Origin of the sequence: Chenggangzhangella methanolivorans (genome assembly GCF_042648545.1) — a bacterium.
GTDB classification, from domain to species: Bacteria; Pseudomonadota; Alphaproteobacteria; order Rhizobiales; family Methylopilaceae; genus Methylopila; species Methylopila methanolivorans.
In genome coordinates this window covers 740,940-752,601 of record NZ_JBHRXS010000004.1, presented here as the reverse complement: position 1 = coordinate 752,601, position 11,662 = coordinate 740,940, and the positions used below count along the sequence as shown (strand labels likewise).

The 11,662-nt window shown below is 69.7% G+C and carries 11 protein-coding genes; 9 read left to right on the top strand and 2 right to left on the bottom strand.

Annotated elements, in window-relative coordinates; all coding sequences use genetic code 11:
- Positions 1 to 19: 19 nt before the first annotated feature.
- Together ACFOWB_RS08950 and ACFOWB_RS08945 are read right to left on the bottom strand one after the other, a co-directional pair.
- Entirely contained in the window at positions 20 to 1,234 is a 1,215-nt protein-coding gene (locus ACFOWB_RS08950) for an acyl-CoA dehydrogenase (protein ID WP_261403687.1), read from the bottom strand.
- Positions 1,231 to 1,590 carry a hypothetical protein gene (locus ACFOWB_RS08945; protein ID WP_261403688.1) on the bottom strand — a complete coding sequence of 120 codons (360 nt, stop codon included), beginning with the start codon at positions 1,588 to 1,590 and terminating at the stop codon, positions 1,231 to 1,233. Before ACFOWB_RS08945 ends, ACFOWB_RS08950 begins: the two co-directional genes overlap by 4 nt.
- 163 nt (positions 1,591 to 1,753) lie before the next feature.
- Here ACFOWB_RS08945 and ssuD point away from each other — a divergent pair, with 163 nt between their 5' ends.
- The 9 genes from ssuD to ACFOWB_RS08900 all read left to right on the top strand — a co-directional run bounded on the left by ssuD (position 1,754) and on the right by ACFOWB_RS08900 (position 11,633).
- Positions 1,754 to 2,884, top strand: coding sequence for an FMNH2-dependent alkanesulfonate monooxygenase (ssuD, locus tag ACFOWB_RS08940; RefSeq protein ID WP_261403689.1), 1,131 nt, complete (start codon positions 1,754 to 1,756; stop codon positions 2,882 to 2,884).
- Between the two features lie 72 nt (positions 2,885 to 2,956).
- Positions 2,957 to 3,523, top strand: coding sequence for a carboxymuconolactone decarboxylase family protein (locus ACFOWB_RS08935; protein ID WP_378146818.1), 567 nt, complete (start codon positions 2,957 to 2,959; stop codon positions 3,521 to 3,523).
- On the top strand, positions 3,520 to 4,593 hold the full coding sequence (locus ACFOWB_RS08930; RefSeq protein ID WP_378146815.1) for an acyl-CoA dehydrogenase family protein: 1,074 nt from the start codon (positions 3,520 to 3,522) through the stop codon (positions 4,591 to 4,593). The genes ACFOWB_RS08935 and ACFOWB_RS08930 overlap by 4 nt, the downstream gene beginning before the upstream one ends.
- Complete coding sequence (locus tag ACFOWB_RS08925; RefSeq protein ID WP_378146813.1) at positions 4,590 to 5,354, top strand: ABC transporter ATP-binding protein; 765 nt, start codon at positions 4,590 to 4,592, stop codon at positions 5,352 to 5,354. Before ACFOWB_RS08930 ends, ACFOWB_RS08925 begins: the two co-directional genes overlap by 4 nt.
- Positions 5,355 to 5,367: 13 nt before the next feature.
- Complete coding sequence (locus ACFOWB_RS08920) at positions 5,368 to 6,561, top strand: ABC transporter substrate-binding protein (RefSeq protein ID WP_378146811.1); 1,194 nt, start codon at positions 5,368 to 5,370, stop codon at positions 6,559 to 6,561.
- The gene (locus ACFOWB_RS08915; RefSeq protein ID WP_261403694.1) at positions 6,558 to 7,376 is read left to right on the top strand and encodes an ABC transporter permease; all 819 of its coding nucleotides are present in this window, start codon (positions 6,558 to 6,560) and stop codon (positions 7,374 to 7,376) included. Before ACFOWB_RS08920 ends, ACFOWB_RS08915 begins: the two co-directional genes overlap by 4 nt.
- Position 7,377: 1 nt before the next feature.
- Complete coding sequence (locus ACFOWB_RS08910) at positions 7,378 to 8,019, top strand: GNAT family N-acetyltransferase (RefSeq protein ID WP_378146808.1); 642 nt, start codon at positions 7,378 to 7,380, stop codon at positions 8,017 to 8,019.
- 196 nt (positions 8,020 to 8,215) lie between these two features.
- Entirely contained in the window at positions 8,216 to 9,124 is a 909-nt protein-coding gene (locus ACFOWB_RS08905) for a sulfite exporter TauE/SafE family protein (RefSeq protein ID WP_378146806.1), read from the top strand.
- A 25-nt stretch (positions 9,125 to 9,149) separates the two neighbouring features.
- Positions 9,150 to 11,633 (top strand): P-type ATPase, encoded by a 2,484-nt coding sequence (locus tag ACFOWB_RS08900; RefSeq protein WP_378146804.1) that lies wholly within the window; start codon positions 9,150 to 9,152, stop codon positions 11,631 to 11,633.
- Positions 11,634 to 11,662 lie beyond the last annotated feature (29 nt).

Sequence of the window (11,662 nt, the reverse complement as noted above, 5' to 3'; positions counted from 1 at the left end):
GCGCGGCCGAAAGCGCAGATCAGAAGAAGCCCTGCGAGGGCAGCGGCGTCCCATGCAGCGCATATGCGCCGAGCGCGCTCGCCTTGAGGGGGGTGGGGTTGTGAGAGGACAGCGTCCGGGCGTTTCGCCAGTGCCGGTCGAGGCCCGCCGTGCGCTTGGTCGCCGAGGCGCCGCCGACGTCGAACAGGCGCGTGGCGGCGCGCAGCGTGAGTTCGTCGGCGACGAGCTTCGCCCGCGCGGTGGCGGCCGCCGCATTCACCGCCAGCTGTTCGGCCGGAAGGCCCTGCCGGCGCGCCTCGAATACGAGGTCGAGCGCGTCGGCCGCGGCGAGCACGACGGATTCGGCCGCGAATGCCGAGGCGGAGATCTCGCCGATCACCCCGAGCAGAACCGGGTCGTCTGCGGCCCGTTCGGAGCTGGCGTAATAGAAATGTCGCTCCTTGCGGCCGCCGAGCAGCGCCGAGGCGTCGGCCAGCACATTGCGGCAAATGCCCGCCACGACGCCGGTCACGATGAGCTGCGCCAGCGTGTTGGCGTAGGGCACGCCGTAGCCGACCTCTTCGGTATCCGGGATCACTTCGTCGGCCTCGACGCGCACGTCTCGCAGCACCGTGGTGCCGGAGCCGGTCAGTCGTTGGCCCGCGCCGTCCCAGTCGTCGACGAGTTCGACGCCGTCGCGTTCGACGGGGATGATGGCGGAGGCGGGTCGGCCGTCCGGCAGCACCGCGCGGATCAGGACGAAGTCCGCGTAAAGCGCGCCGGTGCTGTAATATTTCCGTCCGTTCAGCAGATAGCCGTCGCCGGCTTGCGTCAGCGTCGTGGCGTAGTCGCTCGCGCCGATCTTGGCGCTTGTGAGTTCGGTGTTTGCGACGCCCACGATCGCGCCGGTGGCGACGAGGCCCGACCAGCGCTCGCGCCCCGGAACGGCATGAGGCAGCGCGAAACGATCGACGAAGGCGTAGTGGTTGCGCAGCGCATGGGCGACGTTCGAGTCCGCCGCCGCAAGCCCGATCACGAAGGACAACAGCCGGCGCAGCGAATAGCCGCGGCCGCCCTCCTCCACGGGCAGACGCAGCGCGCCGACGCGGCGCTCGCGCAGCAGCGCGATGACGTCGGTCGGGTGGACGCGTTCGCGGTCGCGCTCGGCGGCGCGCGCGCCCACCTCGGCGAACAGGCTCTGGAAGTCGTCGTCACGGACGGCCGCGAACGCGGCGGCGGGCGTCGGAGCGTTCACGGCCGCGGCTCCGCCTGGACGGCCGGCGTCTGCGAATAGGCCTCGAGCTTTCGCTCGATCGATTCCGCCAGCAAGGCGAGCGTCTCGATCCTGGCCTCGAGCTGCGGGACGATCCTGGCGCGGATCGTGACGGCGAGCCGCCGTTCGACGTCGGGAGTGATGCGGCGCTGGTCGTTCACCATCGCAAACAGCAGCGGCCGGGAGACCTTGAGTTCAGTGGCGAGCGGCGCATGGAAGCGGGGTCCGAAGATCGCCTGTCCGGCCTGGGCGAGCCGGGTCGCCGCGGCCGATCGCGGCGGCGAGCCCGCGCCCACGGCCAGCGGGTCGAAGCCGATGTCAGTTTCAGAGGGCGGCATGGAAAAGCCTCGCGAGACGTCGCGTCGGTTATTGATCTATCAAAGTGATAGAATGTATGGAAAAAGCGCGTCAAGCGGCTTTGCTGCAGCGCGCCATCGCGATCGGCGGACGCTCCGCGCGATCGGCAAGATCCGCTTGGCATTCCAAAGGACGAGATTTTCGATGACCGCGCCGCTCTCGATGTTCTGGTTCATCCCGACGCAGGGCGACGGGACCTATATCGGTTCCGACATCGGCCATCGGCCGGCGGATTTTCCCTATCTCGAGCAGATCGCGATCGCGGTGGACCGGCTGGGGTTCGAGGGCGTTCTGCTGCCCACCGGCAAGGGGTGCGAAGAGTCTTGGATCGTCGCCACGGCGCTCGCCGCCGCGACGGAACGGTTGAAGTTTCTCGTGGCGCTGCGCCCCGGCGTCACCAGCCCGGCCTTTGCGGCCCGGCAGGCGGCGGCGCTCGACCGCATCAGCCGCGGACGGCTGCTGCTCAACGTCGTCGTGGGCGGCGACGCGGCGGAGCTCGCGGGCGACGGCGTCTTCCTGGATCACGACGCCCGCTACGAACAGGCCGCCGAATTCCTCACGGTCTGGCGGCGCATGCTGTCGGGCGAAAAGGTCGACTTCGAGGGCGAGCACCTGAAGGCGTTCGGGGCGGAGCTCGCTTTCCCGCCGGTGCAGACCCCGCATCCGCCGCTCTGGTTCGGCGGATCGTCCGACGCCGCGATCGAGCTCGCGGCCGACCAGACCGAGGTCTACCTCTCATGGGGCGAGCCGGTCGATCAGGTGGCGGAGAAGATCGAGCGCGTCCGCGCCGCAGCCGCCAGACGGGGCCGAAGGTTGAAGTTCGGCTTGCGGATCCACCTGATCGTCCGAGAGACCGCAGCCGAGGCCTGGAGCGCCGCCAACCGCCTCATCAGCAAGGTATCGGACGACGCGATCGCCGCCACGCAGGCGATGGCCGCGAAGTCCGACTCCGTGGGCCAGGCGCGCATGACCGCGCTGCATGGCGGACGGCGGGACAATTTGGAGATCGCTCCCAACCTCTGGGCGGGCCTTGGCCTCGTGCGCAAGGGCGCGGGCACGGCGCTCGTCGGCGATCCGGAGACGGTGGCGCAGCGACTTCGGGAGTATCAGGCCGTCGGCGTCGATACGATCATCGCTTCCGGCTACCCGCATCTCGAGGAGGCCTTCAAGGTCGCGGAGCTGCTGTTCCCGCATCTCGGCGTGGGCGAGAGGGGCCGTCAGCGCCACGCCACGATCGGCGGCGAGTTCGGCGTCAGGGCTGCGGCGACGTCCTGAGGGCGTCTTGCGCGGGGGCTGTCCCCTGACGCACGATCGCCGCGCTCGCAAGACCAACAAACGAGGCCAATCATGAGCCGCCTGCCGCTTCGCACGCTCGACGACGCGCCCGACGCCGCAAAGCCTTTCCTCGCCAGCGCCGAGAAGGCGAACGGTTTTCTGCCCAATCTTTTAAGGGTTCTGGCCAACGCCCCGACGGCGCTTGAGGCTTATCTGACCGTCGGCGGCATCAACGGCCGCGCGTCGCTGACGCTCGCCGAGCGCGAGGTCGTCCAGATCACCGCCGCGGCGACCCATGGCTGCGGCTTCTGCGTCGCCGGCCACACCAAGGTGGCGACCGCCAAAGCCGGACTTCCCGGCGCGCAGGTCGAGGCGCTCCGCGGCGTCCGCACGACGGGCGAGGCCAAACTCGACGCCGTGCAAGCCTTCACCACCGCGGTGATCGCGACCCGCGGCAAGGTGGAGGACGCCGATCTCGCCGCCTTGAAGGCTGCCGGCTACGACGATCAGGCCGCGCTCGAAGTCGTGCTGGGCGTCAGCCTCGCCACGCTCTGCAACTTCGCCAACAATCTCGGGCAACCTCCGCTCAATCCCCAGCTCGAGGACTACCGCTGGGACGGCCTGAAGGCGGCGGAATGAGCCTCGACCCTTCGCTCGAACACTGGCTTGACGACAACGCGTCGGCGCTCGACGCCGGGATCGGCGATCCAGCGACGCTGCTGAAGCGGCTTGCGGACGCCGGCCTCTTCCGGATCGGCGCGCCGGTCGAGCTCGACGGTTCGGGCGGCGACATTTCCGACGCGGTCGAGGCGTTGGCGCAGGTCGCCGAACGCTCGCTGGCGGCCGGCTTCGTGTTCTGGGGCCACCGGACCTACATCGAATATCTGCTGCAGAGCCCGAACGCCGCCCTTCGGGACCGTCATCTCACCCGTCTCTTCGACGGTTCGCTCGCGGGCGCGACCGGCCTCTCCAACGCCATGAAGTTCCTGGCGGGACTTGAAGAGCTGCAGATCGCCGCGGCGCGGTCCGGCGAGGATTTCGTCCTCGACGGCAAGATGCCCTGGGTGACCAACCTCCAGACCGGCAACTATCTGGTGGCGGCGGCCGTCCAGGGCCCGGACGGCGCGCCCTTCGTGGCCTCGATCGCCCATGACGGCGCGGGCGTCGAACGTTCGCCGGACCTCGACCTCATGGCCATGCGCTCGACCGCGACCGCGGCCGTCAGGCTGACCGGCGTTCCCCTGCCGGCGAGCGACGTGATCGCCGCCGACGCCAAGGGCTGGCTCCCCGCCGTGCGGCCCGCTTTCCTCGGGCTGCAATGCGGCATGTCGATCGGCGTCGCGCGCCGCTCGATCGCCGAGGCCGCCGCTGCGGCGGGTTCCGGTCGCCATGTGCTGCGGCCAGAGATCGAAGCTTTGTCGGAGCGGCTCGCAGCGTCCAAGCGGGCGCTTCATGAGGGGCTCCACGAGGGCGTCTTCCGCACGCGGCCCGCAGATCTCTTCCGCATCCGCATCGCGCTCTGCGAGGCCGCGACGCAAGCCGTCCAGCTCGAGCTGCAGGCGAGCGGCGGCAAGTGCTACCTCGTCGCCCCCGGCGAAGGCTTCGCGCGGCGCTGGCGCGAGGCGGCGTTCCTGCCGATCATCACGCCGAGCATCGTGCAGCTGAAAAACGCGCTCGCGGGCCAGGTCCATGCGGGACGCGCCGCATGAACGCGCCGGCGCTCGAGGTCCAGCGGCTTTCGATCCGCTATCCGGGCGCCGCGCCCGTGATCGCTGATCTCGATCTGGCGGTCGCGCCCGGCGAGATCGTGGCGGTGCTCGGCCAGAGCGGCGTCGGCAAGTCGAGCCTTCTTCGGGTGCTCGGCGGGCTCCAGCGCGCAAGCTCCGGCCGCGTGCTCGCGGGCGGCGTCGAGATAGACGCGCCGCAGCCGCGCGTCGCCGTCGCGTTTCAGGATCCCGCGCTGCTGCCGTGGCTGACGCTCGAGGGAAACGTCGCGTTCGGGCTCGACTTCAAGCGCCAGCCGAGGCGCGAGGCCGCGGCCCGCAAGGCGCTGATCGACGCCGCGATCGCCGAGGTCGGGCTGGAGGCGGCCCGAAAGTTCCGCCCCTCGGCGCTTTCGGGCGGCATGGCGCAGCGCACCGCGCTCGCCCGCTGTCTCGCCCGCGAACCCGACGTGCTGCTGCTCGACGAGCCGTTCGGCGCGCTCGACGAGGTGACGCGCGCCGCCATGCAGGCGCTTCTGCTGAAAGTCGTGGCCCGCCATCGCGCCGCGGCTCTACTCATCACCCACGACGTCGACGAGGCGCTCAACGTCGCGGACCGCATCGTGCTTCTCGGCGGCGCGCCGGCCCGCGCCGTCGGGGTCTGGGACGTCGATCTGCCCCATCCGCGCGAGGACGCCGTGGCCGAGACCGGCGCGCTCCGCATCGAAATCCTCACCGCCCTTCGTTCGGCCGTGCGCCGACATTGACGGACAAAAACCCATGCCGACCGACGATTTCATTTTCTCTCGCCGCGACGCCGTCCGGCTTGCGGCCCTCTTCACCGCGGCCGGGGCCGCGCCGCTCCTGAAAGCCGCGGAAGCGCGCGCGCAAAGCCCCGACAAGCCGGTGAAGATCGGCTACCTGCCGATCACCGACGCGACGCCGCTCCTCGTTGCGCACGGAAAAGGCTTCTTCGACAAGGAGGGGCTGAAGGCCGAAAAGCCCGTGCTATTCCGCAGCTGGGCCCAGATCGTCGAGGCCTTCGTCTCCGGCCAGGTCAACGTCGTGCATTTGCTCTCGCCCATCACCGTCTGGGCGCGCTTCGGCTCGAAGGCCCCGGCCAAGGTCGTGGCGTGGAACCATACGGGCGGCTCGGGGCTCACCGTCGGAAACGACGTGACGGACGTGAAACAGCTCGGCGGCAAGACCGTCGCGGTGCCGTTTTGGTATTCGATCCACAACGTGGTGCTGCAGGCGCTGCTGAAGGAAAACGGCCTCACGCCCGTCACCAAGAAGGGCGGAGAGCTGAAACCGAACGAGGTGCAGCTCGTCATCATGGCGCCGTCCGACATGGTCCCGGCGCTCGCGGCCAAGCAGATCGCCGGCTACATCGTGGCCGAACCGTTCAACGCCGCAGCCGAGGCGCTCGGCGTCGGCAAGGTGCTGCGGTTCACGGGCGACGTCTGGAAGGACCACGCCTGCTGCGTCGTGTTCATGCAGGAGCGTGACCTCAACGAGCGGCCCGAATGGTCCCAGAAGGTCGTGGACGCCATGGTCAAGGCGCAGCTCTGGACCCGCGACAACCGCGCCGAAACCGCGGCTCTCCTCTCCAAGGACGGCGAAAACAAATACACGCCGCACGCCAAAGCCGTGCTTGAAAAGGTGCTGGCGCCAGCCGAGACCGACGTCGAGGCCTATGTGAAGTCCGGCGCGATCAAGAACGCGGATTGGCGCGAGCGGCGCATCGACTTCCAGCCCTATCCGTTCCCGAGCTACACCGAAGAGCTGGTGAAGCGCCTGAAGGAGACCGCGATCGAGGGCGACAACCGCTTCCTCGCCGAGCTCGATCCGGCGACGGCGGCGCGCGAGCTCGTCGACGACCGCTTCGTGCGCAAGGCGGTCGAGGCGGCAGGCGGGCTCAAGGCCTTCGGTCTCGCCGACAGCTGGACGCGCTCCGAAATCGTGTCGGCGTGAGCGACGCCGCCGCGCAGGCGCCGCGGACCATCGAGGAAAAGTCCGAGCCCCGGGCCCCGCGATCGACGGCGGTTCCAGGCGCCCTGCTCGGCGTGTTTGGCCTCGTCGCGTTGGTCGCGCTCTGGTGGGGCTCGATCGAGCTGTTCTCGGCGCCCGGCTCCTTCGCGCGGCTGTTTGCGCCAGCGGCCGCCTTTTCGAGCCTCCTCGACCTCGCCTCGGGACCGGACCTCTGGACCCATGTGGGGCTGAGCTTGAAGCGGATCGCGGTCGGGCTCGGTCTTGCGGTGCTGATCGGCGTGCCGATCGGGCTTGCGGTCGGGGCCTCGACGACGTTCGAGGCCGCCACCACGCCGGCGTTCCAGCTGCTTCGCATGATCTCGCCGCTGTCCTGGATGCCGATCGCCGTGATGGTTCTCGGCGTCGGCGACAAGCCGATCTATTTCCTGCTCACCTTCGCGGCCGTCTGGCCGATCCTGCTCAACACCGCGGCCGGCGTGCGCGCGCTCGACCGTCGCTGGCTGCTGCTCGCCGAAAGCCTCTCCGCGACCCGGTGGGAGTTGCTGACGCGCGTGATCCTTCCCGGGATCGTGGCGCATGTGCTGACCGGGGTGAGGCTCGCGATCGGCATTCAGTGGATCATGCTGGTGCCCTGCGAGATGCTCGGCGTCTCGGCCGGGCTCGGCTACTTCATCCTCGATACTCGCGACCGGCTCGCTTACTCGGAGCTGGCGGCGGTCGTGATCGTGATCGGCGTGCTTGGCTTCTTGCTCGACGCGCTCGCCCGCAAGGCCCATCGCGCCCAGGGGCGCGGCTGAGGTGGACTATTTTTCGAGCGTGACGCTTCGCGGCGCTGGCGTGTCGCTGGTTCCGCTTTCGATGGACCATGTCGCGGATCTCGCCGCGGCGGGCGCGGACGAGGCCATCTGGCGGTGGATGCCGAGCTGGCATCATCTGCCGGGAACCATGACCGACTTCGTGACCGCGGCGCTTGAGCTTCAGAAAGCTCGCCGCATCGTGCCGTTCACGACGATCGACAGGCGGACGCGGAAGGTCGTCGGGTCCACGCGGTTCCACTATGTCGAGCCCGAGCATCGGCGGCTCGAGATCGGCGTGACCTGGATCGCGACCGCGTTCCAGCGGTCGCATGTGAACTCGGAAGCCAAGCTGCTCCAGCTCTGGTACGCGTTTGAAATTCCGAAATGCCGGCGGGTCGAGTGGAAGACCGACGCCGAGAACCTCAAGTCCCGTGCGGCGATCGCTCGGCTCGGGGCGCGCGAGGAAGGCTGCTTTCGCAAGCACATGATCTATCCGGACGGCCGGAACCGGGACAGCGTGTACTTCGCGATCACCGACGATCTCTGGCCGACGGCCAAGGAAGCCCTCGTGGCGCGTCTCGGCTATCCGTTCGAGCCCTCACTCACCGTCGAGGGCCGAGACGGCGTGTCCGACACCGCCTGACGGCCGCGCGCGGATCCTCCCAAGGATCGCCGCAGGATCATGTCCGGCGGCTCAAAACCTATAATCTTGATCATTTTAATAGAAATATGTTGACGACGTTTGATCGATCGTCAGGATGAGGGCCAGTTCACGCGACCGGCATCGGGCGACGCCCGCGTCTCGGCCAGTCGCGCCCCTCACATCAGGCGACCTGGCCATGACCGTTCACGACGCTTCAACAGCCGAACCCGCAGGTTTCTCCCGCCCGATCCGCGTCGCGATCCTTGTCGGCGCCGCACTCGTCGTCGCGGCGATCGCGGTCGGGCTTTATCTGTCGCCGATCGACTGGGCCGCCGCGCCCGACGAGATCGCGACGGGCCTCGCCTCGCGCGGTTTCTGGACCGCGGTCGCGGTCGGCCTATTCGCACAGATGGTCGACGGCGCGCTCGGCATGGCCTACGGCGTCACCTCCACCACCTTTCTGCTGTCGACCGGCGTGCCGCCGGCGGCGGCCTCGGCCTCGGTTCACATCGCGGAGATTTTCACGACGGGCTTCTCGGGCCTGTCGCACTGGAAGCTCGGCAACGTGGACGGGCGGTTGTTCCGCCGCCTGCTGATCCCGGGGATCGTCGGCGCGGTCACAGGCGCCTTCGTGGTCACCTCGATCGACGGCGACATCCTGAAACCTTTCATCGCCGGCTACCTGCTGCTCATCGGCGTCTACATCATCATCAAGGCGTTCCGCACGATCCGTATCCGGACCGAGCCGCCGACATTCATCGCCCCGCTTGGCCTCGCGGGCGGATTCGTGGACGCGGTCGGCGGCGGCGGCTGGGGGCCGGTGGTGACGACCTCGCTCGTCGGCGGCGGCCAGGATCCGCGCACCACGATCGGCTCGGTCAACGCCGCGGAATTCTTCCTCGCCATCACGAGCGGGTTCTCGTTCGCCTTGCTCGGCGGCTTCACGCATTGGACCACGATTGCGGGCCTGGTGTTCGGCGGGATCTTCGCGGCTCCGCTCGCGGCGCTGCTCGTGAAGAAGCTTCCGACCCGCGTGCTCATGATCACCGTCGGCGTGCTGATCACCTCGCTCAGCCTCTTCAATCTCTACAAGGCGCTGGCGTGATCTCTCCGGGCGTCTCGAACCGCGCATGAGCCAGAGGCCGAAACTGCGCATCGCTCCCGGAGCCGCCGGCGTCTCGATCTGGAGTGAAGACCTGTTCTCGCAGCCGGGATCGCCCCGGCTGCGCGACTTCATCGCCAGCGCATTCTCCGTCGCCGACGTCGCGACGGTCGACATTCGCGCCGCAGACGCTTTCGGACGCATCGGCTACGCGCCTGCGAGCGCGCCCGAAAGCGTCTGGCGCAGGCTCGCGGCGGCGCTTCGGCGATCCGCCGATCCCGCCGCAGCCGCCCATCATTCCCGGCAGGATGTGGGGACGCCGGATCCGCTCGGGGCTGCCAATCTCTATCTTGATCATCCGGCCCGCTGGCCGATCCGCGTCAGCCGGATCGGCGGGACGCTTTCGACCTGGCGGCTTCGACGCGTCGGAAGCGACCGGATACGCCTCTCCCACCCCGCGCTACAGAGACGCCGCGATCGCAGCCACCGGCTGGAGCAGCAGCTCGCCTCGATCCTCGGCGTCGAGGACGCGCGGGAGCGGTCGCTGTCGTCCGACTTCCTGCTGCGCTTCGACCCGAAGACGCTCACGCTCGAACGGCTCGCGCGCGAGCTCGAACGGTCATGGCCCGCACTGTTCGATGGCGAGGACGAGCCGCCGTCGACCAAGCGGCTGGCCACCGCCGGAACGCTGCTGACGCTCGCCGCCGTCGCGCAGTTCGCGGTTCCGGCGCTGCGCCCCGTGGCGGTCGGGGCGGTCGTCGTCTACGCCGCGCCGAACGTCGCGACGGCCGTCAGGCAGGCGCGCCATGGACAGGTCGGGCTGCCGGCGCTTTATTCGATGGGTCTCGGCTTCATGCTGCTCAGCGGCCTGCCGCTGACCGGCACGATCATGGCCTCGCTGATGCAGCTGTGGCCGTACCTCGCCCATCGCACCATCGCGAACCGGCAGCGCCGGCTGTTCGCCGCCCATCGCAAGCGCCCGGTCTGGGCGCGCGTTCCGGGACAGGCGGCCGAGATCGAGGTCCATGTCGACGATCTGCAGCCCGGCGACGAGGTGGTCGTGCGGGCCGGCGAGACGGTTCCGGTCGACGGCGTCGCGGTCGCGGGGGCGGCTTCGGTGATCGACCATCTCGGCCCATGGACCGATCCGGCCCGAGACGTCGAGGCAGGCGATGTCGTCTACGCCGGCGCGATCCTGCGGGACGGCGAGGTGACGTTGCGCGTCGATCGCGCGGGCGAGGCGACCGCGGTCGCGCATGTCGGCCGAATTCTGCCCTACGCCGCCTTCCGGAACCTGCCCTCGTTCCACGAGGCCGAGCGCGTCGCCAACCGCAACGCCAAGCCCGCGCTCGCGCTCGCGGCCCTCAACCTGCTGACGGTCCGCGCGCCCCGGTTCTCCCAGGCGGTCATCCGACCGGACTACGTCACGGCGCCCCGACTCAGCGCCCAGCTCTCGGCGCTCCATGATCTCGCAGGCGGCCTCGCCAGGGGCGTTCTGTTCCGCAAGATCTCGGCGCTCGACGCGCTCTGGGGCGTAGACGTCATGGTCTTCGACGACGGTGCGGGCCTCGGCCGGCGAGGCGTCGAGGTCGACCAGATCGCGGTCCTGGCCGGATCGGCGGACGACGCGCTCAGCTACGCCGCGGCGGCTTTTCCTGCGAAGAGGTCGGCGCGCGGGCGCGCGCTTGAGCGCCTCGCGGCGAAGCGGCCCGGCGCCCAACCACGCGACGTTCGCGGCGTGCGCAGGAGCCCGGGCGCGATCCGCTTCAGGGACGAGGCCGATCGGGAGATCCTCGTCGTGACGCCGGCCTATCTGCAACGAAACGGCGTCACGCTGCCCCCGAAGCTCGCCTCCCTGGCCGACGCGCAGAGCGGGCCCGACACGTGGCCGGCCATCCTCTTCCGCGACGGCGCCCCGCTGGCGCTCGTGACGTTCGGCCGACGCGGCGAGCCGGAGGCGCGCGCCGTGATCGCGGCGCTGACGCGCCAGAATCCAAAGATGCGCTTCGTGCACGTCTCGAGCCGGTCGACCGCCGCCGCGCGCTCCGTCGCCGACGCGGTCGGGATCGAGCTCGCATTCGGCGGGCTCGACGCGCGCGGGAAGGTCTCGTTGCTGCGGGGCCTCGGGCGACGCACCGTCTGGGTCGGCGACGGCGCTTCCGCGGAGGCCGCCGACGTCATGGCGGCGAGCGACGTCAGCGTTTCGGTCGCGGGGTTTGGACGCGCGCCGAACGACGCCGCCGACGTTCTGCTGCTGCGCGGCGAACTCGACGGCCTCGTCGCGCTGGGCGAGCTTGCGGCGACGCATCGGGCGCGCCTTCGGGGGGACTATCGCGCCGTCTACGCCGCGAACCTTCTTGGCGTGGCGGGCGCGTTCCTGGCGAATTTCGGCAGCCTGCAGTCCGGGCTTTTGTCGAACCTCGGCTCCGGCGTCGTCTACGCCCGCCATGTCCGCCGGTTGAACGGGCTGATCGCGGCGATCGAGGCGCAGCAGGCGCGGCTGACCGGATGACGCCGCCGCGGCTGCGGGCCGCCGGGGCG